Here is a 22,108-nt window from a genome sequence, read left to right as displayed (position 1 = left end):
AACAAGCCGCCCGCTGAATCACGCGATCACGAGACGGTGGATTCGGGCTCAGCGGGAACCGCGCCGAGGTCCATTCGCATCCGCCCCGGTCGTTCCGGTGCCACGCTAGGTTCGCCGGAGGACATTCGAGGAGGACGGTTGGAGCTCGCGGATCATTTCGGAGGGTTCAGCGAGCCGCTGCCGTTCACTCGAGACGCCATGGCGCAGGCGCCCACCGGCGGGGGAGTTCATGTCGTGTGCGAGCCGGACGGCACCGTGCTGTACGTCGGGCGCACCGGTGCTCTCCGTACGCGGATGCGCCAGCACTTGACCGGCGACCGTGAAGCGTCTGTGCTGCACGACCAGATAGGCCAGCTGCTCGACGCCGCAGGCGAGGACGGCACCGCAGCTGGTGTCGCCGCCTGGCTGGGCCGCCGGCAGGTGCGCTGGCTGGAGACCTCGCGGGCAGCCGAGGTTAAGGATGAGCTGGTGGCGCGGTTGTCGCCACGCTTCAACCGGGCCAAGTCGAGCGGTCGGCCGGGCCGGGGCGGTCCTGACTTCGCCCCCCTCGCGCGTTGGGGCGCCCGGCTGGCGCAGTGCGTCGACCTCGACCACGAGGAACGTCAGTACAAGCTCGAGCTCAGCGCCCGGCTGACGGCGGCGCGGCAGGCGCTGCAGGCCGGCGACCCCGACTGGCCGCGGCTGCTCAAGCGCAGCTTTGGGCCGCCGAACAACCTGACATCTTGGCGCGCGCACGGCAGCCTGCTTCAGTGGTTCGTTGAGTACAGCGAGACCGCCGCCGAGGCACTACAACTGCTGTGGGCACCGGAGACGTCGCCGGCCGCCGCAGTCGATGCGTTCTGCCAACGGCTGCCGGAGAACATCCCGCGACCGGGCACGGCGATCAACCTCGCGTCGTTCCTGCTGGGCGCTGTCGACGTCACACAGCTGCCCGTCTACCGGGTGACGCTCTTCGAGCAGGCCCGCCGCCTCACGGGCTGGACGACCCCAACCGGTACGTCCGGCACGCAGTACGCGGATGCGCTCGAGTTCCTGGACGCCTTCTCGCGGGCGGTGGTGGCCGCAGGCGGCCCCGCGCTGCGCGACCGGCTCGACGCGCAGGGCCTGCTCTGGCAGGTGCTCACAGCCGGGCCGCACCCGACATGGAACGACGACGAGAAGCGCGCCTATCGGCGATTCCTGAAGGGACGCAGCGTGGATGACCTCAGCGAGCTCGTAGCGGAGTTCCGCGAGACGACCGACTACCCGGCCGTCCGCCGGACGCAACGCGACACCGAGCGGCTCGAGCTGACCGAAGGCTTGACTTCAGAAGCACTCGCCGAACCCGACCTCGCTCTGCTTCGTCGCCTGGCAGGCCCGGCGTACGGGTCCCCCGGACCGCAGCCCGGATTCAACCGCCTGCTCAAGGACGAGAACGACCTTCAGCGCGTACTCGACATGCTCCGCTACCTGCTGTACGGCGAGGACGAACTCGCCGAACGGCTCGATGCCTGCATCAGCGGCCAGCACAAACTGCCGGGCGTCGGCGAGGCGATGCCGGTCAAGGCGCTGGCGGTCAGCGATCCAGAACGCTGGATCCCCTGCTACGTGACCAACGGTCCGGTGGGCAAGCGCCGGATCCTCGAGCTACTCGGAGCCGCCGTCCCAGATGGGCTGTCGCCGGGGGCAGCCGCGGCCGCCACCAACGACTTGCTGCGCGAGCGCCTCGAACCGCACTTCCCAGAAGACCCCTGGGGCATGCAGGAGTTCTCCTGGTGGCTGCTGCACCGCGACCACGTACCAGCCACGCAGCTCAAGAGCCTTGCCGACGAGCTGTTCCTGCCGGAAGACTTCCTCGACCGGGTGCTCAGGCTGGCCGACGACCGCGGCCAAGTCGTCCTCTACGGCCCGCCCGGTACGGGCAAGACGTACGTGGCCCGCAAGCTCGCCGGACACGTCGCCCGCGGCGGGGGCACCGTCGAGAAGGTCCAGTTCCACCCTAGCTACGCCTATGAAGACTTCGTCGAGGGCTACCGGCCCAAGGTGGTCGACAAGCAGATGACCTACGAGGTCGTCGACGGCCCGCTCAAGCGCATCGCCGCCGCGGCCCAGCAGCGCAAGGACGTCGTGCACGTGCTGCTCATCGACGAGCTGAACCGCGCGAACGTCCCCAAGGTGCTCGGCGAGCTGCTGTTCCTGCTCGAGTACCGCGACGAGGAGATCACGCTTCAGTACTCCGAGACGGCCTTCTCGCTTCCGGACAACCTGCAGATCATCGCCACCATGAACACCGCCGACCGCTCCGTGGCGCTCGTCGACGCGGCGCTGCGCCGTCGGTTCCACTTCGTGCCGTTCTTCCCTGACGTCGCACCGATCGACGGCCTGCTCCGGCGATGGCTCGGCGCGCACCAGCCACAGCTGCTGTGGGTCGCCGACGTCGTCGACCGAGCCAACAGGCTGCTCGATGACCGCAACCTCGCGATCGGCCCCAGCCACTTCCTCAAGCGCGGCCTCGACGAGGACGGGGTGCGCCTGGCGTGGGAGCACTCGGTCCTGCCGTTCCTGGAGGAGTACTTCTTCTCCGACCCGTCGCGGCTGGAGGAGTTCGCGCTTGACCGGCTCCGGCAGCCGCCAGACACGGCCCAGGTCGAGCCCCCCGCGCCGTGACCACAGAGCCACTGGTCCTGGTCGAGCACCAGCCGAGCGCCTCTGTCGAGCTGACGGTTTCACAGCGAGACGCCCTGAGGCAGCTCGTACCGGGGCTGTCGATCTCACCCGAGCCGGGCGCCGTCAACCACTACGTGCTCACCAGCGGCTCCACCGTCGGCGCCGCCCGCCTGGGCGACCTGCTGGTGGAGCTCCAGCCCAAGGTCGGACTCGCGCCCGTGCTGTTCCTGGTCTCGTACGCGCTCAACCCGCGAGGCTGGCGTGACACGCCGGCGCCGCTGTCCGGCGGCACCCTCGCCGAGGCCATCGTCGACGTATTCAGCCGCGCAGTCGCCCGCGCGCTACGCCCAAGGCTTCTGCACGGCTACCGCGGCCAGGACGACACGCTGACCACGGTGCGTGGGCGGGTCCGGTTCGGCGACCAGATGCGCCGGCAGGCCGGGCTCCCACTCCCAGTCGAAGTCAGCTACGACGACTTCACCCCCGACGTACTGGAGAACCGACTGCTACGCACCGCGACCGACGTACTGGGCCGGATGCGACTGCGGCACCAGGACTCCCGCACGGCCGCCGCCCGTCTGCACCAGCAGCTGGCCGGGATCGAGCCGCTGCCGCTATCCCGCCATCCACCTGAGCCCACCTGGACGCGGCTGAACGAGCGATACCGACCGGCCGTCGCGCTCGCACGGCTGATCATCGCCTCCGGCGGCCTCGAAGCCCGGCTGGGGCCCCACGACACCCACGCGTTCCTGCTCGACATGAACCAAGTCTTCGAGCGCTTCGTGCGCGTCGCGCTCCGCGAGGCGCTGCGCCTCGACGCCACCCGCTTCCCAGCCCCGAGCCAGGCTCGCCAGACGTGGCTCGACCGGCGACGACGGATCGCTCTGCAGCCCGACCTGTCGTGGTGGTCAGGCACGACCTGCCTGTTCGTCGGCGACTGCAAGTACAAGCGCCCGGCCGGCAGCATCCCCAATGCCGACGTCTACCAGATGCTGGCCTACCTCACGGCCTTCCACCTGGAGCAGGGACTGCTCCTGTACGCGCGGGACGAGGGGCTCCCCGCAGACGTAGCGGTAGAAGCGGCAACCAAGTACGTGCATGTACGCGACATCGACATCGCGCAGGCGCCGTCTGCAGTCCTGGCGCAGGTAGCGACAGCCGCCCGCCTCGTGGAACGGCTGGCCTCAACTCGCACGCCAGCTCTCAGCGTCACGCACCGCTGAGGGATCGCACCCGCCCCTTCTTCCTGCCGGAGAGGCATATCTACACCTACCGTCGGGTTGAGCGGCGCACCGGAGCCGCCCCGCTCAGGTGCGGGGAACGGCACCCACGGAGCACGGCTTGCTAGTCCTCGATGATGTCCCGGCCCTGCTCACGCAGTAGCGCAAGGGAGTCCAGCATCCTCTGCAGCACCTCGGGAGAGTGACCTTCCCAGTCCGGGACCTCGCTGACCAACCGAAGGGGGTGGCAAGACCGGTAGGACTTAGTGGGGTTGCCTACCGCCCGCTTGTTGGTGACGTTGGGGTCATCCTCGAAGGGACCGGAGTGGTTCGACGACGTAGACCCGTCCGCGCTCACCGGTGCCGTAAAGGGCCGCTGCGAGTTCAGCGCCCCACACTGCTGTCTCCAAGCGCGTCGTGAAGTAGATGTTGTTCGAGACGCGGCCCTGCTGGAAGTTGGAGACGTAGCCGGGCGTCAGGAGCTCCCCGTGCCCCAGAACGGCCTTCGTGCCGTGGAAGAACGGGCCAGTGATGGTGCTGCCGTTGTTCAGCGTGACGGGCGAGTGCATGCTGGCATCGAAGTCCGCCTTCCGGTCCATAGGCGCGAGGCTAGGCCGTCCCCCGACGTCTCGTAGGTGGCCTTCCGGCGCGTCGCGGAGGCGGCGGTAACGCCGGTTCCTCGCGGTTTCCCCACCGTCCGCGAGTAGCCGGTCAGCAGGTGCCTGCAACCGCCCCGGCTGCGTCCGCGCCTGCTCTACCGCCGCTGCCACGCCAGGCGCCCAAAAGTTGTTCGGGCGATCACGGCGGGCAACCGGGACCCGATCTGGCGGTTGCCGAACAGTCCCGCCGGAATGCCCAACCGCTCGCGCCGCAGCGACTGCCGCAGTCGAAGCTCGGCCTGCCAGGGCTTGTCACCGTCGACGAGGACGTCCGCGGCTCGCAGCGCGTCGACTGACGGGATGTAGGACAGCCTCGCGCAGGTGCTGACGAACGACAACGGCCGTACCGACCAGTTGCCGCCGACCACGCGCGCCGCGGCAACTGCCCCGGCAACCGCCCCGGCCAGCCTGTGCCTCGTCCAGCTGGCCGGGCCTGTGGATAGCCCGTTGTGCAAGCGCGAGGTAGCGGCTACTTTCCGCTCACCTCGCCGGATACGGGAGACGGTATGGCGAAGCGGGCGACCGACCACCGTCCTCGATACCACTCGCCCAGACTCTGGTTCGCCGCCGCAGCCCTGGGAGTGTCGCTGTCGGCCTGCTCCGACAGCGGCGGTATCCAGACCACGGTTCCTCGCTCGGGCGACGCATCCACCTCGTCCCCCGCCCCGAGCCCGCCGGCGACGTCCGCTGAGGTCGAGCGCCTGGTCACCCAGCGGTACCTCGACTTCCAGCGAGTCGTCGCCGAGTCCGGTGCCGCGTCCAACGCGGACGACCCCCGCCTCGCCGAGTACGCGACCGGCGCCGTCCTGGAGAGCTTGCGCGGCAAGCTCGCGGTCCGCCAGCAAGCGGGCACGAAGCTCTACGGCAGCCCGGTGCCTCACGTGAAGTCCGTGGACGTGTCCGGCGACAAGGCCACGGTCCTTGATTGCCTGGACAACTCCGCAACGGGGCTCGTGGACAGGTCCGGCAAGAAGCTCTCCGTCGGACGCGAGCGACAGGAGACGACGGCCACCCTCGTTCGCGAAGGCGATGCCTGGAAGGTCAGTGAGATCACGACGATTGCCGGCGGCGGATCGTGCTGACCCGCGGCGGCCGGCGCGCCAGCTCGTGCGCGCTGGTCGCCGTGGTCCTCCTCGCCAGCCCGGCCGGAGCTGATCCGCCCGACCCTCCCGTCGTGGACGACCCGACCGGCACGGTCACCACGGTGATCCACCTGCCCGGCAGCCCGGGGAACGCACCCGGCGCCCCCACCGCATCCAACGAAGGCGTCAGCCTCAACCCCTGCAGCTACCGGCACGACCCGTCAGGCATGGTCGCCGAGAACTTCGACTTCTCGCGCGCCGATGCACCCACCCAGGAGCAGATCGAAGCGGGTGAAGTCCGCTGGTACGCCGTGTCCTGCCCCGGACAGGCGGAATACCCGATCTTCATCCTCCAGATGCAAACCCGCCCCGGGACCGCCGCCACCCACGCCGGGGCAGCTGGCGGCGGCCGCCCGTGAGGTCGTACAGCTGCCCTTCCCCGTCGTGCGCCACAACCCCTCCGACGCCGGCCTGGTCAACCTCGACACGTGGCTGTGGCTGGACGACACGAGCTGGCAGGTCCACAGCAGCTCGCTCAGTCTGCGCGGCACGACCGTCACCGTCGTCGCCAAACCCACCCGGGTCGAGTGGGTCACCGGGGACGGAACGCGGATCGCCTGCGCCGGGCAGGGCCGGACGTACGACCCGGACGTCCCTGCCGATCGACAGTCGACCTATTGCAGCCACACCTACCGCCGATCCTCCGCCGGCCAGCCCGACCAGGCGTACCGCGGCTCGGCGACCTCGTCCTGGCGGATCAGCTGGGTGGGCTCAGCGCCCAGAAGCGGTGTCGAGCAAGGCGTTCTACCGCCGCTGGAGCTGACAACGCCGTTCGGCCTGCGGGTGCAAGAGATCCAGAACCTCGTCACCCGGTCCGGATGACGGCGTCGGCGCAGAAGGTGAGAGAGGAAATCGTGACCACCACGACACCGCCTGCCACGACAGGCTCGCCCTCCCACGGACGGCATAGCGGGCCGCCGGGCCTACCCCGCGCCACCGAGCGACTTCCGATGCCGGTACGACGACGCCGGCCGCTCCTGGCCGCGGTGGCCGTCATGCTCGTCGTCGGCTGCGCCGCTGTCAGCGCGAGCCTGGTCCTGGCCAGCGAGGACTCCCTCTCCGTGCTCACGGTGACCCGCCCGGTCCCGGCCGGTCAGGTGCTGACGGCCGCCGACCTCGGCACCGCGACCATCTCCGGCAGCGGCCTGACCGCCCTCGACGCCAGCTCGCGGGATGAGGTGGTCGGTCTCACGGCGGCGGTCGACCTGCTGCCCGGGACGCTGCTCTCCGATGCCATGGTCACGCCGGACCCCGTCCCGGGACCTGGCCAAGCCGTCGTCGGACTCTCGTTGAAGCCGGGCCTGCTGCCCGACGCGGAGCTGCGAGCCGGCTCCTTCGTGATGGTGGTCCGCCTCGCGGCCCCGACCGGATCGCCGGGCACCGCCGCCCGCGATCAGGCCGGCGACCAGATCCTCGTCCCACGAGCTCGCGTGCTGAGTGAGACGAGCGACCCGACCACGGGCGGCCGGCTGGTCTCGCTGGTCCTCGAACGGTCGGCGGCCGCTGACGTGACCCGGGCCGCGGCAGCAGGCACCGTCTCCCTGGTCGTCATCGGACCCGGCGCATGAGCCTGATCCTGCTCGGGGCCGGCAAGGGTGCGCCCGGCGTGACCACCGCCGTGGTCGCCCTCGCCGCCGTCTGGCCGCGCCGCGGCGTGGTCGCCGAGTGCGATCCGGCCGGAGCCGACCTCGTCCTGCGGCTGGTCAACCAGGAGGGGCGACCGCTGGCACAGGACCACGGCATCCTCTCCCTCGCCGCGGCCGTCGGCTCGCACCACGCCGAGCTCGCGCTGAACGATCACGTGCAGACCGCCGCCGGTGGGCTCGACGTCCTCGTCGGTGCGCCCTCGCCGCGACACGCCGCCGCGCTCGAGCCGCTCTGGCCCGCGTTGGGGGTGCATCTGGCCGCGGCAGAGGACTGCGACGTCCTCGCCGACTGCGGCCGGCTCACCCCACCCACGGTTGCGCTGCGGCTCGAAGCCGGCGCGCGGCTGCTGGTGCTTCTCGCGCGCGCGACGCCAGCCGGGATAGCGCACCTCCGGCCCATCCTCGCCGACCTCGACCAACGCGGCCTCTCCGAGAAGGTCGTGGTCCTGCCCATCGGCGAAGACCGCCGGCGGGTCCGCGACGAGGTCACCGACGTCGTCCGGCAGCTCTGCGGCCCGACGCCACCCCCAGTTGTGGGGCCACTCGCTCTTGACCCATCGGCCGCCGCCGGTCTGGCCGGCGAGTGGACCAGGCACCTGGACCGGACGCCGCTGGTGGCCTCTGCTCGACGCGTCGCCCACGAACTCGATGTCCTGCTTGCCGCCCAGCTCACCGTCGCCGGCTGATCCGGTGACCAAGGAGGTCGCGGTGGACCACGCTCTGGTCAAGAGCCTGCGCGCCAGCGTCGCCGAGGGCCTGCGCACCGAGCGGCGCACCCGCGCGGAGAGTGGCCGGCCGCTGTCGAGCGACGACAGCAAGGCGCTGGGGCACGCGCTGACCCTGCAGGCCTTGCGGGAGCACCGCCTCGACGAGCTGAACGACGGTGCAGCACCGGTCGCGGCGTCGGAGGAGGACGCCGAGATCGCCGCCGCGGTGTCGGCGCTGCTGTTCGGCCTCGGCCGGCTGCAGCCCCTGCTCGACGACGAAGCGGTCACCAACATCGAGATCAACGGCTGCGACCGGGTCTGGCTCTCGCTGGACGACGGCCGGGTCGTCGCCGGCCCGCCGGTAGCGGACAGCGATGCCGAACTCGTCGAGCTGGTCCGGACGGCAGCGGCGTACGGCGGGTTGTCGTCGCGCCCGTTCGACCCGGCGAACCCGTGGCTGGAGATGCGGCTACCGGACGGCTCGCGGCTGTGCGCGCTGATGAGCGTCGTCGACCGACCGACCGTGTCCCTGCGCTGCTACCGGATGCGTCGGGTGCGGCTGACCGACCTGCTCGACCGTGGCGCGATGTCCCGACAGGTGGGCGCCTTCCTGCGGGCCTGTGTGCTCGGCCGGATGAACCTCATGATCTCGGGCGAGACCTTCGCGGGGAAGACGACGCTGCTCCGGGCGCTCGGCAACGAGATCCCTTCCGAGGAAAGGCTGATCACCGCCGAGCACTTCCTCGAACTCGGCTTCCAGCACTACCCGGACCTGCACCGCGACGTCGTCGCGATGGAGGAGCGACTGCCCAACGCCGAGGGCGTCGGAGCGCTGACGCTCACCGACCTGGTCGAGCGGTCCCGCCGCATGAACCCGGACCGCATCATCGTCGGCGAGGTCATCGGCGGGGAGATCGTCGCGATGCTCGACGCGATGACACAGGGCAACGATGGCTCGCTGTCCACCATCCACGCCCGCAACGCCGAGATGGTGGTGCACCGGATCTCGACGTACGCCATGACCAGCGCGCAGCGGCTCCCGGTCGAGGCGAGCCACCTGCTGACGGCAGGCGCCCTCGACTTCGTCGTTCACCTCGCCAAGCGACGGCTGGCCGACGGACGACGGCACCGCTACGTCTCCTCGATCCGGGAGATCGTCGGGTACGACGGGCTCCAGGTCGTGTCGAGCGAGGTCTTCGCCGCCGGCGTCGCCGGTGAAGCCCTGCCGGCCGCCTCGATCACCGAACGCCGCGTCGGAGCGCTGGAGGAGTCCGGCTACTCGCCCGGTGCCTGGGCCATGGCAGGGGTCGGATGACCACTGACGTGCGCCTTGCTGTGGCGATGCTCGCCGGTGCGGGGGTGGGCACCGGTCTCGTGCTGCTGCTCGTCGCACTCCGCGGACGCGACGAGCCAACCGGCCTGCCGTGGCGTCGGCACTCGCATCGACAGTTCCTGATCGGCCTGGCGGTGGGCGTGATCGTGCTCGTCGCCACGCGCTGGGTCGCGGTCGCGGTGGGCCTCGCCGTACTCGCCGCGTCTTGGTCCCAGCTGTTCGGTGCCGGTCGGTCGGCCCGACGTGGAATCGAGCGTCTGGACGCGTTGGCCACCTGGACCGAGTCCTTGCGCGACATGGTGGCAACGGGAGCGGCCCTGCCCGAGGCCCTTCCGGCCTCGGCGGTGGCAGCCGGCCAGGCGATCAGGACGCAGGTCGACACGCTCGTCGACCGGCTGCACAACCGCGAGCCGCTCACCGACTCGCTACTGCGCTTCGCAGATGACCTGGGCGACCCGGGGGCCGATCTCGTTGTCGCGGCCCTGGTCCTCAACGTGCGCGCTCAGGGACGCCAGCTACGAGCAGTCCTCACCGCCCTGGCGCGTTCCTCGCGTGCGGAGCTCGAAGCCCGGCGCCGCATCGAGGCCGACCGTCGGGCGGTCCGTCGAGGAGTGCAGGTCGTCGTGCTGGTGACGGTCGTGATGGCCCTGGGTCTGCTCCTGCTCAACCCGAGCTACGTCGCGCCGTACCGGGAAGCGACCGGGCAGCTGGTCCTCGGCGCCGTCGTCGGCATCTTCGCGGTGGGCTTCGCCTGGCTCCGCCGGCTCGCGGAGTTCCGCCCACCCGGGTGCTTCCTGGCGGCCCGGTCCGGGACCCAGGCGGTAAGGCCATGATGCTCGCGCTCCTGTCGGGTGCCGGTGTCGGGCTGGGCCTGCTCCTGCTCGCCGTCGCGCTCTTCCCTCCGCAGCCCACCCTCGCCGCTTCGCTTGCGCGGTTCGACGCCGCTGCGCGCCTGCCACGCCGACCCGCATCCACCGACCCTGGTGGCACGAGGATGCACCGGCTGCTGGTGCGCTACGCAGGGCGCCCGCTGGCGACAGCGTTCGTGGACCGCGGCTGGCTCGCATCCGGCATGCGAGCCGACCTCGCCGTACTGGGTCAGCAACCGGCGTCGTTCTTCGCGGGCAAGGCTGCGTGTGCCGTGGCCGGCCTGGCATGCGGCCCGCTTCTCGGCGGACTGCTCACCCTCGCCGGGGTTCGCGTACCGCTGGTGCTGCCGGCGTGGGTCGGGCTGCTGTTCGCCGGTCTGCTGTTCACCGTTCCCGACATCCTCGTACGCCGTCGAGCTCAGGACCGACGCCGGGACTTCCGGGCCGCGGTCGGTTCCTACCTCGACCTCGTCGCAATGAAGATGGCAAGTGGGGCGGGGCTTTCGGAGGCGCTGCGTGATGCCGCCGCGATCGGCGGTGACGGACCGTTCGCCCGGATCAGAGGAGCCCTGGAGGACGCGCGTACGGACGGGTTGACGCCCGCCGCCGCGATCGGCCAGCTCGGTGAGGAGCTCGGCGTACCCGACCTGCGAGAACTCTCCGCCGGGCTCTCCCTCGTCAGCTCGAACGGCGCGCAGGCCGAGGAGAGCCTGCGCGCCAAGGCGGCATCGCTGCGGGAACGGGAGCTGTCGGCGGCGGCCGGCGATGCCAACGCCCGCTCGCAGTCGATGCTCGTCGCGCAGGTGGTCCTCGCGCTCGGGTTCCTGGTGTTCATCGGCTATCCGGCACTCGCGAAGGTGCTGATCGCATGAGGCGCCGCTGCGCCCACTCAGGTCTTTCGGCCGCGCCCGCGGTCGCTCCGAATCGAGAAAGGACTCCCCATGCTCGCCATCCCCGAGGTCCAGCTGGTCCTCGCTTTCTTCAGCCAGCTCCGGTCACGCGTCGCGGCGGACCCGGACCGCGGTGAGGTCGTCCAGTGGGTCCTCCTTGCCGCCATCGGCGCCACCATGGCCATCACGGTCGGCGCGATCATCCTGGCGAAGATGACCGACAAGGCCAACCAGATCAGCACCACCACCCCGTAGCCCGGTCGATGCCTCTTCACCGTGCGCGCGGTCCGCTTCCTCGGCGGGCGCCTGCAGCCGAACGCGGCAGTGCAGCTGTCGAGCTGGTCCTGCTCACCCCGCTGCTCTTGGTGTGCGTGCTCGTGGTGGTGCAATTCGCCCTCTGGCAGCACGCCCGACACGTGTTGCTCGCCGCTGCCCAGGAAGGTGCCCGGGCCGCCCGGGCGCAAGGCGCAACCGCCGTGGACGGCCGCACCCGCGCCTACGAATACATCGAGCAGCTCGGCCCTGATCTCGTGACCGCGCCGGTCGTCGAGGTCGACCGCGGAGTGGACGCCGTCACGGTCCGCATCCGCGGGCAGGCGGTCAACATCGTCCCCGGTCTGCCGTTGATGGTCACCGCGACCTCGGCCGGGCCCGTCGAGCGGTTCCGAGCCCCATGAGGCCGCCGCTCGACCGCGACAGTGGGACCACGGCGATCGAGCTCGTCCTCGTGGCGCCGGTCTTCCTCGCCGCATTGCTGCTCGTCGTCGGCCTCGGACGGATCGTCGAGGCTGAAAGCCGGGTGCAGGGAGCCGCCCGGGATGCTGCGCGCGCCGCCTCGATCTCGCGCAGTGTCGTGCTCGCCCAGGACGCAGCCCGCACGGCCGCGGCGGCGAACCTCACCGAGCGGGGCGTGTCGTGCTCGACCTTCGACGTCACGGTGGACACGGCCGGCTTCCGTCCGGGCGGCAGCGTGAGCGTCTCCGTGGCCTGCGTGGCCAACCTGTCCGGTCTCGCCCTCGCCGGGTTGCCCGGCAGCAAGACGCTCAGCGCCGAGGCGACCGCACCCATGGAGCAGTACCGGGGGGTCGGGTGACACGACGCCACATCGCCAAGGCTCGGGACGCCGGCAACGCGTCGATCATCCTCGTGCTGATCACGCCGGCGTTGTTCGCCGTGGCCGGCCTCGTCGTCGACGGCGGGCGGGCCATCAACGCCCGCCAGCGTGCGGCAGATCAGGCTGAGCAGGCGGCCCGGGCCGCAGCCGACGCGCTCGACGTGGACGCGGTCCGTGCGGGCGCGGCTCTCGTCCTGGACCCGCTTGCCGCCCGCGCTGCTGCCGAGCGGTACCTCGCGGCGTCCGGCGCGACCGGCTCCGTTGCCTTACGCCAAGGCACCGTGAGCGTCACGGTGACGGGCACGACCTCCACGGTGTTCTTCGCAGTCATCGGCATCAACCAGATCAACGTCACCGGGACAGCTACGGCCCGGCCGGCGCGCGGCATCGTCTCCGAGGAGAGGCCATGACCCAGGTGTCAGAGGACCGGACCACCGCGACGTCGCGGAGCCCTATTGACGTTCGCTGGCAGCCTCCCGCGCCGGTGCCGGAGAGTCGCCTCCGCAGGCTGTGCGCTGGCCTCGGGCTGATCCTGCTGACCCTCGGAGTGCCCGCCGCTCTGGCGCTCTCGATCGGCTGGCCCCTTCCGCACTCGGTTCCCACTGTCAATGACCTCCAGGCCGTGTTGTCCGCGCCGCTGGAGTGGGGGCTGGCCCTCAATGCGCTGGCACTCGTCGTCTGGGGCGCCTGGGGTCACTTCACGCTCTGCGTCGCCACTGAGGTCGTTGTCGCCGTACGCGGGGCCCGGGCGGGTGCCCGGCTGCTGTCGTTCCGCGTCCCGTTCGGTGGCTTCTCTCAGGACTTCGCACGCCGACTCGTCCAGGCCAGCCTCGTCACCGCGACGCTGGCGGGCTCGGTCACACTGACCGGGGCGCCTGGAACCATCCTGACGCCCGCACGTCCTGCCGCGGCGGCAGAGCCGGCGGTGGCCAGCCAGGCCGCCTGGGTCCTCCCCGGCCACGCGGTCAGCCCCGGCCCGCTGCCGGCAACTGCGCCGGCAACTCCTTCCGCCGCCCCGCGCGCGGCACCCCGGCCCGCTCCCGCGTACGTCGTGCAGCCTCCGCACGGCGGCTACTACGACTCGCTCTGGGCCATCGCCGAGAGGTACCTGGGCGACGGGCAGCGGTGGCGTGAGATCTACCAGCTCAACGAAGGCGTCGAGCAGCCGGGCGGCCGAGCGCTCACCCGGCCGGAGCTCATCCGGCCAGGCTGGCGGCTGCTGCTGCCGCGAGACGCGACGGGTCTTCCGGAGGCGGAGCCCGCCGCCGAGCCGGCCTCAGGGTGGGTGCCGGAGCCCCTCACCGACACCGATCCCGCGCCCTTGCCAGCCAGCCCTTCTCTGTCGACGGACCGCGCGGCAACGGTCCCCACTGTGGCTGCATCTCCTGCCACGTCGAGCCGGCCGACGTCTCCGCCGCCGCCATCCCAGACGGCACCCGAGTCCCCCGCTGCCGCCAGCGCCGCGTCCATGCCCGCGTCATCACCGTCGGAGGAAGGCGCGCCGGCGGGCGTGATCGACGATGACCCCGACGACGATCGCGTCCTCCCGACCGGAGCCGTGAGTGGTCTGCTCGCCGCAGCGGGCCTGGCTGCCCTGACGACGCTTCGTCACCGCCAGCGTCGGCGGCGGGGCGACGGACGAGCGATCCCGCGGCCCGACCCAGCCCTGACCCAGGCAGAGGGCCGACTGCGCGTTCTGGCAGAACCTGACGACCTGGCGCAGGTGGACGAGGTTCTCCGTTCGCTGACCCCGGCCCTGCCCACTGCCGGCGCCCTGCCGGACGTGCGGTTCGCATTGATGCGGGCAGGGCACGTCGACCTCGCATTGGCCCAGGCCCTGCCCGACGTGCCAGCGCCCTTCATCGCTCAGGACGACGGACGAATCTGGCGCGTCGCGAACGGGGGAATTCCTCCGCTCTCCGCGGCTGAAGCGGGCCGAGCGCTACCTCTGCTTCCCCTGCTGCTCACGGTTGGGCGCGACGCAGACGGGCTGGTGATGCTCGACCTCGAGGCGCTCGGATCCCTTGCCGTCGAGGGCCCGGCCTCGGAGGTCACCGCGGTGCTGACGCACCTGGTCGCCGAAGCCGCGCTCGCGCCCTGGGCGGAGGACGTAGAGGTGCTCGTTGTCGGCTTCGACGCCGACTTGGCCCGGAGCATGGAAGAACTCGCTCCCGACAGGGTGACAGCGGTGGATGACCTCGACTCATCGATGCTGCGCGTTCTCGGTACGCGGGCGAGTCGGGTCGCCGCGGAAGGCGACCGGTTGGCGTCGCGAGTCCAGGCGAGCGGACCTGACGCCCAGTGCGAGGTTCGACCGCCGCTGCTGGTCGTCTGCGCCACTGTGTCAGCGGAACTGCCGGTCCTGGTTCCCGGGGAGGGTCGGCAAGGTGTGGTCGTGATCGCTCCTGCTCCCTGGACCAGCGCGAGAGCGACGTGGGCGCTCGGTGGCCCCTTGCCCGTCCCCGGTCCGGTCCTCGCTCCGGTTCCATGCCAGCTGGATTCCGAGCGAGCCGCCTCCCTCGCGGAGGGTCTGCGGATCGCGCGGGAGCCGGTACAGCCCGAGAGCGGACTGGCAGCGTTGCCCGCGTGCGCAGGTGAAGGACCCGCGACTCCGGGGGTCGCTGAGGAACTGGCTGCTCCCGAGCCGCTCGTCCTCAGCGCGGCTTCGGACGTCAGCATCGCGACCAGTTGTGCAACCGACAGCGACCGCGTTACGGATGAGCTCGATGACGCCGTCGCCTCCTACCTGGAGGGCACGGCTCCGGCATCGGTTGGCCTACTTGGTCCGATCGCTGTCCACGCCATGGGCAACGTGGAGCCGGATCGCCGCGCGCGGCTGACGGAGATCTTGGCCTACTTGGCGGCGCATCGCAGGGGTGCGGCCGTTGTCGATTTCGACGCGGCCATCTGGCCCGACCGGCCGGTGACGCTGAAGACACGCAACCAGGCCATCACGCGGGCCCGCGCCTGGCTCGGCGGCGACGACGACGGTGTTTCGTGGCTGCGTCCCATGGCTGAAGGCGACTTGCGTCTCTCCCGGCAGGTGCTGGTGGACTGGGAGCTCTTCAAGTCGCTGCAGGAGCGGGCAAGCAGGCCCGGCCGTGCCCAGGACGATGTCCGCCGGGACCTGGAGACGGCGATGCGACTCGTCCGAGGCAGGCCGCTCGCGCAGCTGCCCACCGGGCGGTACGGCTGGCTCGCGGAGACCTTCCTCGAGCAAGAAATCCCATCGGCTGTCATCGACGTCGCACACCACCTGGCAGGGATTCTGCTGGAGCGGGGCGACGCCCAACGCGCGCTCGAGATCGCGCGCCTCGCCCTCGAGGTCGACAGATATGACGAACGGCCCTGGCGGGATCTCCTGGAGGCCCATCACCTCCGTGGCGAGCACCGGCAGGTCGTCGTCCTGGTGGATCAGCTCCGCGAGCTACTCGACGTGGAACTGGACGACGAACTGCAACCTGAGACTGCCGAGCTTCTCGAACGGCTACTGCCGCGCCGGCGCCCCGCCTGATCACGGAGTGGGGAGGCTGGTGCCGCCCTTCTACTGCTGCCACCGCGCGCCATGCGGCATGAACGGATCTCTCGGGGCTGCCTGCACCAGAAGCCGGGTTGCTCCTATGACTGCACCGGGGCGGGTGCGATCACCAGAATAGAGCCAGCAGTAGCGTCCGGTCGCGCCTCAGGCCAGGGCATTTACGACGTGCGCCACCAGAGCCGCCTCATACGTAGAGTCCGTCGCGTTGGGGCCGTGGCCGGTGGCCGGTAGACGCAGGACCGATAGTCGGTCGCCAAGGGCGTGTCGCAGTGCCGCCTCGCTGTCGTCAACGGGGATCCACGGATCCGCGTCCCCCCAGACGGCTAGGACAGGGCACTTGACCCGCTCGAACACCGGGACAGGATCGAAGTCCATGTCGCTCCATGACCCCGGGCCGCGGAAGCGCAGCGGCAGGCCCGCAAGGGCTCCCCACGGTTGCTGCGCCACGTCGTCAAGAGCGGCTTGTGCGTCGGCAGAATCAGCCATGCCTCGCACGGCGGCCTCGTAGATGCCTCGAGCCGACATCGCGGTCGCGACATCGCTGTCGCCGTAGCCCTCGTGGCGGAGTTGATGGGACACAGCCCACCGCATCTGCTCGGCCGGGCTGACGCCAGCCGCACCGACGAGCACCAGAAAGGCCGTGCTATCGGCTTCTACTGCAGCCAGAGCAGCCGCCCATGCGCCCTGACTCCAACCCCAGAAACCTAGTCGCACAGGGCCGACCACATCCCGAAGTGCCCCGGCGATGGCCTGGGCATCGTCCGCCTGAAGGCGAAGCGGGACAGCCCCGAACGGCTCCACGGCCGGTCTACGGTCGTGCAGCAGCACGGCGACGCCCTGACTCGGCAGAACCTCCGCCAGATGCCGCAGAAGCGGTTGGTTCCGGCTGGGCTCACCTGCCGGGTGCAGAGCGACCAGGCCGCCGCGCACGGCCCCCTGCGGTACGGCCAGGGCGACCGGGACGGACACGCCGGACAGTCCCACGCGCTGCACGCCAAGGAAGATTACCGCGCCTACTCGCCGTGCGTACAACGCCGTGAAGCAGAACACCTTGCTAGGCGGTCGTGCGGGCCGCTCGGTGTGGCGTCGACGCGCCCCCGGCATGGCCGGCTCACGAGGACGCGCCGCTGATGGCATGTACGCGGGTCGCGTTAGCGTCGCAGCGCCTCAGTAGGGGGTTCGCCCTGACGCTTCGTTCTGGGGGCCGCAGCCGGCTCCTGGCTCGGAAGCGAGATCGCGACACGACCTAATGTCGGACCGGCGTGGTCTGCTGGCGGCAACGCTGCGAAGGGAACCCGTCATGCGCATCCGCACGGTCTGGATCCGGTTTTACAAGTCGTTCAACTACGACTACGAGCTCAAAGCCAACCCAGTCGCCGCGCGGAAAGCGTGGCAGGACACGCCGGACGGGTGGCTCCCGCACGTCGCGGTCAGCCTTGAACCCGACATCACAGCGGTCGTCGGCGCCAACGAGAGCGGGAAGTCGCATCTTCTCGACGCGATCCACATCGTGCTGACGGGCGAGGGGATATCGCAGAGAGATTTCTGCCGGTACTCGTCGCTGTTCTCCGTGGAGAAGGGGCTGCGGCTGTACCCGGAGGTCGGCGCCACGTTCGAGCTCGGCGCCGACGACGCCGAGGCGGTCGCCGCTCTCGGCATCCCGATCCTGGGCAACGGGGACCTGTTGATGCTGCGGCCGGAACCGGATGTGATGGAGGTGCTCGACCAGAACGAAGTGCGGGTCGTCCTGGACGACGACCAGTGGAAGGGCCTCCAGGGCCTGCTTCCGCACGCCCACCAGCTGAAGACCCAGGTGGACCTGCCCGACTCCGTGTCGATCGCGGAGCTGGCGCACTCGGGCGTCCTGGTGGCGAACAGGAAGAAGCGGATCGAGCTGCTGTCGCTGCTCACGGGCCTGGGCACGCTCGACGCGGTCACCGGCAAGGCCGCCGCCTTGCTCGCCCTACTCAGCGAAGCCGAGGCGTCCGCCGAGACCGATCGTCAACGGCTCGGGCGGCTGCTGCTCACCAAGGTCGCCCGGATCGAGGCGAGCGCGTTCCAGGATCTGCAGGAGGCGATCGCCAGCGAGCGGGAAGGCCTGGTGAACGCGCTCATCCAGGAGATGAACAAGTCGATCGCGCGGCACTTGAACATCGCGAGGTGGTGGACGCAGGATCCCGACTTCCAGCTGCGGGTGTCCCCGCGCGAGCACGAACTCGTGTTCACGATCCGCGACCGCACGGGCACGGACTACTCGTTCAGCGAGCGCAGCCGGGGCCTGACGTACTTCCTCAGCTACTACGTCCAGCTCAGGTCGCACGACCGTCCGGAGGACCGTCCGGAGGTCCTCCTGATGGACGAGCCGGACGCGTACCTCTCTGCGCTGGGCCAGCAGGACCTTCTGCGGGTCCTTGAGGAGCATGCCCGTCCGGAGGCGTCGGACCGGGCAGACCAGGTCGTCTACGTGACGCACTCGCCGTTCCTGATCAACCGCAACGCCGGGCACCGGGTGCGCGTGGTCGACAAGGGCTCGCGGGACGAGGGCACTCGGCTGGTACGGGACGCGACCCAGAACCACTACGAGCCGCTGCGGACGTCGCTGGGCGCGTACATCGCGGAGACCGCGTTCATCGGCGGCGACAACCTCTTCGTCGAAGGCATCGCCGACCAGGTGATGATCGCCGGGATGAACGCCAGGCTCCGCCGCCGCGGGGCCCCGCCCAGCGAGTGCCTGGACCTGAACCAGGTCACGATTGTGCCCGGCGGGTCGAACGTGCCGTACATGCTCTACCTCGCGCGGGGGCGCGACGAGTACAAGCCGGCCTGCGCAGTCCTGCTCGACAGCGACGCCGCGGGCGAGACGGCTCGCAAGCAGATCCAGCGAGGCGGCGCGAAGGGACGCCCGACCGTCGCCAACGACCTCATCGTCATGGTCGGGGAGTGGGCCGCGGCCGCGCCCGCCGAAGCTGAGCCCGGGGTCGAAGTTCAGGAGCCCGAGGACCTCGTCCCCGTCCCGATCGCGGGGATCGCAGCGCGCCGCTACGGCCAGCATCTGCTCGGCCTGAGCGAGGCGCACGCGAGCAGGCTCACGGACAAGGCCATCAGAAGCGCCGTCGCGGAGGCGAAGTCGGTCTGGGACGGCGTCGAGAAGGCGTTCGAGGACGCGTTCAAGACCTCGATCGGCAAGGCCGGATTCGCCAAGGAAGTGCTCTCCTACCTCGCCGAGCACGAGAACGACGACCCGCAGCCGGACGGCGCCGACGTCGTTCACGACAACTACGCGGCGCTGATCAGGACGCTGGCGCAGACCCTGCAGGCGGCGCGCGAACGCGAGGACGACGGCCGCCGGAGCCAACGGGTGCAGCGGATCATCGACGAGTTCGTCGAGGACCACCCCACGGGGTGCTTGCGCGACCAGGCGTCCGCGGTACTCAGGCGGATCGACGCCGCCGCGGACGACACGGAAGCCGGAGACATGATCCGTTCCGGGACCGCCCGCCTCAGGCGCACGCACGGCCTCGGCACGGACCCCCTCGTCCGCGTCGACGACTACGACGGCTTCGCCGGAGAGCTCAAGAAGGTCCCGATCCTCGTCCGCCTGGCGCACCAGGGACGGCTCACGCCGGAGTTGCTCGCCGGCTCCTGATCGCCCCGCCGTCAGGTCTCGTCCGGGTCCGGAATACGCACAGACGCCAGCCCGGCGTTGCGGGCTGCGAACACCATCCCGGTGTCGCGGGCGACGAGGGTGACGGGCGAGCCGAACAGGTCCTGCGCGGCCACCGCCCGGTCGATGATCTCGGCATCGGCGCTGGCGAGACGTGCGTGGCCCGGCGGGTCGAACAGGAGCTCGGCGGACACGTGCGGCGGGCCAGGAGCGACCGTCGTGATCCACCCCGGGTCGCCGAACATGTCCTCCAGCGTCCTGATCGTGATCCGGGCACGGGTTCGGACCGTCTCCTGACCGCCCCGGACCACGAGCTTCCTCGCGTCGGCCCGCTTGTGCCGGTCCAGCTCGTCGACGACGAGCAGCGGGATCACGAGGTGCACGCCGCTGCTGCTCGCGCCGGGCACCAGAGCCGGCCAGTCGATGCGGTCGAACGGCTCCGGGTGGTGCAGGTACACGCTGGTGTCGGCCACCGCAAGCGCCCCCCGGTGCCCGCCGCGGCGCGCGAGGACCTGCGAGAGGCCGGCGACTGCCGCGGCGAGGTCCGTCTGCCTGGCGGCGAGCTCCAGGTCCACCAGCGCGGCGGCGTTGCCGTGCGCCGCAGGGTCAAGGGCGTGCAGCGTCCAGTGCCTCGGCGTCGCGATGAGGCGGTCCGCCTCGGAGGGCCGCAGAACGTCCGCTAGCCGGCCCAGGGCCTCGGCGGACCAGGCGCGGTAGGCGTTGAGCCGGTGGAGCGGAGGCAGGCCGCCCGTGCGGATGTTGCTGCAGGCGAGGAGCTCGGCGGCGAGCGCGTCGTGAGCAGCCTGAGGCCCGGCTCCGGGTAGAGGCACGACCAGCACCTAGCCAGGCTGCCACGACAGATGCCCGGGCTCGGCGTCCACAGATGCGGACTTCGACCGCACGGCCGCGGGTTGTGCAGGTGCCGGTCGAGGACGCCACGAGTGTCAGCGAGCGGACCTACAGTCGGGGCATGTTGAGCCCAATCGTCTGGTGCGTGCTGTGTCGGTGAACGGCGAGGAGTCTGCGGCGCTGGGTGCGGACGGGCCGTTCGGGGACCCGCCGGTTGCGGCGGCGGGCGAGGAGGTCGAGGAGGTCGAGCCGGACGAGGTCATCTTCCGGGTGACCGACTACCGCGTGGTGGTGTTCTCTGCTGCGGGCGGTTCGGGGCCTTCGCGGTGGGGGCGCTGGCTGGGCGAGCTGGACGCAGGGGGGCTGGCGTCGTTGCTGCGGGAGCTGGATCCAGTGGCGCGGGCTCTGATCGAGGCGAAGCGGTTGACGGGTTCTCTGGTGGAGCTGCATCCACAGGATCGGGAGATGTTCGCGAGCGGGTTCAAGGCGATCCGCGAGGACGGCGGCTGGCTCCAGGCTAACTTCCGGGACCGGGGACAGGTGACGCGTCTGATGCGGATCCGTCCGGCGGGGGGCGCAGCGGCCTTGTCGGGCGGGGCGTTGGCGCTGGCTGCTGTCGCGGCTCAGGCGCAGGCCGCCGAGCTGGGTCGTGAGGTGAGGGCGATCGGGCAGGCGGTGGCGCAGCTGCGGGGCGACTCGCAGGACGATCTTGTCGGGGCGGTGGAGAACGTCGTCGGGCAGGTGGAGGACATGGTCGAGCTGCTCCGGGCGCACGGCGCCGATGGCGCGGGCGAGAGCGACGTGTCGGTCGTGCGGGACGCGTTGGGGGAAGCGGGCCGGAGGTGTGTGCTGCGCCTCGGGACGGCGGTCGGGGAGCTGGAGGCCGCTGGCGGCCTGGGGTCGGCGACGGGGGCGGAGCAGGTTGTGACCGCGGGCGCTGAGAAGGACGTGGTGCTGTACCTGGGGCTGGCGGAGAGGCTGGAGGCGGCGACGGTCGAGTTCGCCTTCGCACAGGTCGCCTTTGACTGCCACTCGGGTAGGCCGCACGTCGCGGTGACCCGGGCGGAGCAGGTGACGCGGCAGGTGGAGAGGTTTCGGCGCGATGTGGGGGACGCGTGCGGGCGGCTGGCCCAACTGGACGGGAGCGTCCGCGGGGTGCTTCTGCCGTGGTGGAGGGTCGCGGGGAAGGAGATCGTCGCGTCGGCGGGGATGGCCGTGGCCGGCGCGGGCGGGGGCGCGGTCCTGGCGGCGGCGCCAGCTGCTGCTGAGGCGGTTAAGGACGGCAGCGGGTCCGGCGGCGCGTCGGCGTCAGGGGTCCGCTCGGGAGCGGTCCTGGGCGCGGTCGCCGGGCTCGCGACGGGGCTCTACCGCGGGGCGAAGAAGACCGTGCACGAGGTCCGGGCGAAGGCGCCGCTCGAAGAGCGCCTGGAGCGGCTCGCCGCGGCTGGCGCCCGCGGCCTGGAATCCCGCGCGACGGTGCCAGCTATTGACTGGCTGCAGCAGCTGACGAAGGAGCTCGCCCGGCCTGAGGGTTGAGTCCGCGAGGGGGCGCTGCGCTCCGGCCTGTCGGCTAGCTGGACGGCGCCGTGCTCGATTGACGTGCTCATCCCCGCCAGGGTGCAGTCACAGCCTGGCGGCCGCTGCGCTGCAGCTGCAGCTGCTGCTGGTGCTGGTGCTGGTGCTGGTAGGCGAGCCGCAAGGAGCCGGGTCGCCGACTCGACACCGAGTACAGCCGCTCACGTCGCGGCATAGAAAGACGTTCTGCGTGTCGTTGCTTGGGCGTAGGAACGTCCTCCTGATGCGCTGCGGGCTTTGGTGTCCCATCGCAGGA

The 22,108-nt window shown here is 70.9% G+C and carries 20 protein-coding genes and 1 pseudogene; 17 read left to right on the top strand and 4 right to left on the bottom strand.

Translation table 11 applies throughout. The features are described 5' to 3' along the window. Positions 1-138 precede the first annotated feature (138 nt). On the top strand, positions 139-2,646 hold the full coding sequence (locus tag WD794_10975) for an AAA family ATPase (GenBank protein MEX2290834.1): 2,508 nt from the start codon (positions 139-141) through the stop codon (positions 2,644-2,646). After that, positions 2,643-3,869 (top strand): hypothetical protein, encoded by a 1,227-nt coding sequence (locus WD794_10970; protein ID MEX2290833.1) that lies wholly within the window; start codon positions 2,643-2,645, stop codon positions 3,867-3,869. Before WD794_10975 ends, WD794_10970 begins: the two co-directional genes overlap by 4 nt. A gap of 121 nt (positions 3,870-3,990) precedes the next feature. Here the strand turns inward: WD794_10970 and arr are convergent. Both arr and WD794_10960 read right to left on the bottom strand, forming a co-directional pair. Continuing rightward, a pseudogene (gene arr / locus WD794_10965) lies at positions 3,991-4,435 on the bottom strand (NAD(+)--rifampin ADP-ribosyltransferase). 185 nt (positions 4,436-4,620) lie between these two features. Next, positions 4,621-4,893, bottom strand: coding sequence for a hypothetical protein (locus WD794_10960; GenBank protein MEX2290832.1), 273 nt, complete (start codon positions 4,891-4,893; stop codon positions 4,621-4,623). 138 nt (positions 4,894-5,031) lie between these two features. Between WD794_10960 and WD794_10955 the strand changes: the two genes are divergently transcribed. From WD794_10955 to WD794_10895, 13 genes are all read left to right on the top strand, one after another. Beyond that, a complete protein-coding gene (locus WD794_10955) occupies positions 5,032-5,607 on the top strand; it encodes a hypothetical protein (GenBank protein ID MEX2290831.1) in 576 nt (191 codons plus the stop codon). 92 nt (positions 5,608-5,699) lie between these two features. Next, entirely contained in the window at positions 5,700-6,026 is a 327-nt protein-coding gene (locus WD794_10950; GenBank protein ID MEX2290830.1) for a hypothetical protein, read from the top strand. 25 nt (positions 6,027-6,051) lie between these two features. After that, complete coding sequence (locus WD794_10945; GenBank protein ID MEX2290829.1) at positions 6,052-6,489, top strand: hypothetical protein; 438 nt, start codon at positions 6,052-6,054, stop codon at positions 6,487-6,489. A 128-nt stretch (positions 6,490-6,617) separates the two neighbouring features. Then, on the top strand, positions 6,618-7,235 hold the full coding sequence (locus WD794_10940; GenBank protein MEX2290828.1) for an SAF domain-containing protein: 618 nt from the start codon (positions 6,618-6,620) through the stop codon (positions 7,233-7,235). Next, complete coding sequence (locus tag WD794_10935; GenBank protein MEX2290827.1) at positions 7,232-7,999, top strand: hypothetical protein; 768 nt, start codon at positions 7,232-7,234, stop codon at positions 7,997-7,999. The genes WD794_10940 and WD794_10935 overlap by 4 nt, the downstream gene beginning before the upstream one ends. Positions 8,000-8,003: 4 nt before the next feature. Then, positions 8,004-9,335: an ATPase, T2SS/T4P/T4SS family gene (locus WD794_10930; GenBank protein ID MEX2290826.1), complete on the top strand. Its 1,332-nt coding sequence runs from the start codon at positions 8,004-8,006 to the stop codon at positions 9,333-9,335. Continuing rightward, on the top strand, positions 9,332-10,186 hold the full coding sequence (locus tag WD794_10925) for a type II secretion system F family protein (protein ID MEX2290825.1): 855 nt from the start codon (positions 9,332-9,334) through the stop codon (positions 10,184-10,186). The genes WD794_10930 and WD794_10925 overlap by 4 nt, the downstream gene beginning before the upstream one ends. Further along, positions 10,183-11,094: a type II secretion system F family protein gene (locus WD794_10920; GenBank protein ID MEX2290824.1), complete on the top strand. Its 912-nt coding sequence runs from the start codon at positions 10,183-10,185 to the stop codon at positions 11,092-11,094. The genes WD794_10925 and WD794_10920 overlap by 4 nt, the downstream gene beginning before the upstream one ends. A 69-nt stretch (positions 11,095-11,163) precedes the next feature. Beyond that, positions 11,164-11,367 carry a hypothetical protein gene (locus tag WD794_10915; protein ID MEX2290823.1) on the top strand — a complete coding sequence of 68 codons (204 nt, stop codon included), beginning with the start codon at positions 11,164-11,166 and terminating at the stop codon, positions 11,365-11,367. An 8-nt stretch (positions 11,368-11,375) separates the two neighbouring features. Further along, positions 11,376-11,789, top strand: a complete 414-nt coding sequence (locus WD794_10910; GenBank protein MEX2290822.1) for a TadE/TadG family type IV pilus assembly protein — start codon at positions 11,376-11,378, stop codon at positions 11,787-11,789. Further along, entirely contained in the window at positions 11,786-12,205 is a 420-nt protein-coding gene (locus WD794_10905; GenBank protein ID MEX2290821.1) for a TadE/TadG family type IV pilus assembly protein, read from the top strand. Before WD794_10910 ends, WD794_10905 begins: the two co-directional genes overlap by 4 nt. Continuing rightward, positions 12,202-12,636 (top strand): pilus assembly protein TadG-related protein, encoded by a 435-nt coding sequence (locus WD794_10900; GenBank protein MEX2290820.1) that lies wholly within the window; start codon positions 12,202-12,204, stop codon positions 12,634-12,636. Before WD794_10905 ends, WD794_10900 begins: the two co-directional genes overlap by 4 nt. 641 nt (positions 12,637-13,277) lie before the next feature. Then, entirely contained in the window at positions 13,278-15,740 is a 2,463-nt protein-coding gene (locus tag WD794_10895) for a BTAD domain-containing putative transcriptional regulator (GenBank protein ID MEX2290819.1), read from the top strand. A gap of 168 nt (positions 15,741-15,908) precedes the next feature. Here the strand turns inward: WD794_10895 and WD794_10890 are convergent, their stop codons facing one another. Then, the gene (locus WD794_10890; protein ID MEX2290818.1) at positions 15,909-16,757 is read right to left on the bottom strand and encodes a hypothetical protein; all 849 of its coding nucleotides are present in this window, start codon (positions 16,755-16,757) and stop codon (positions 15,909-15,911) included. Positions 16,758-17,064: 307 nt separating this feature from the next. Here WD794_10890 and WD794_10885 point away from each other — a divergent pair, with 307 nt between their 5' ends. Next, a complete protein-coding gene (locus tag WD794_10885) occupies positions 17,065-19,410 on the top strand; it encodes a hypothetical protein (protein ID MEX2290817.1) in 2,346 nt (781 codons plus the stop codon). A gap of 11 nt (positions 19,411-19,421) precedes the next feature. Here the strand turns inward: WD794_10885 and WD794_10880 are convergent, their stop codons facing one another. After that, on the bottom strand, positions 19,422-20,267 hold the full coding sequence (locus WD794_10880) for a PIN domain-containing protein (protein ID MEX2290816.1): 846 nt from the start codon (positions 20,265-20,267) through the stop codon (positions 19,422-19,424). Positions 20,268-20,418: 151 nt separating this feature from the next. Here WD794_10880 and WD794_10875 point away from each other — a divergent pair, with 151 nt between their 5' ends. Further along, on the top strand, positions 20,419-21,813 hold the full coding sequence (locus tag WD794_10875) for a hypothetical protein (GenBank protein MEX2290815.1): 1,395 nt from the start codon (positions 20,419-20,421) through the stop codon (positions 21,811-21,813). Positions 21,814-22,108 lie beyond the last annotated feature (295 nt).

It is taken from the genome of Mycobacteriales bacterium (genome assembly GCA_040902655.1).
In the GTDB taxonomy this organism is placed as follows: Bacteria; Actinomycetota; Actinomycetes; order Mycobacteriales; family SCTD01; genus SCTD01.
This window is presented reverse-complemented; position numbering and strand designations above follow the sequence as displayed.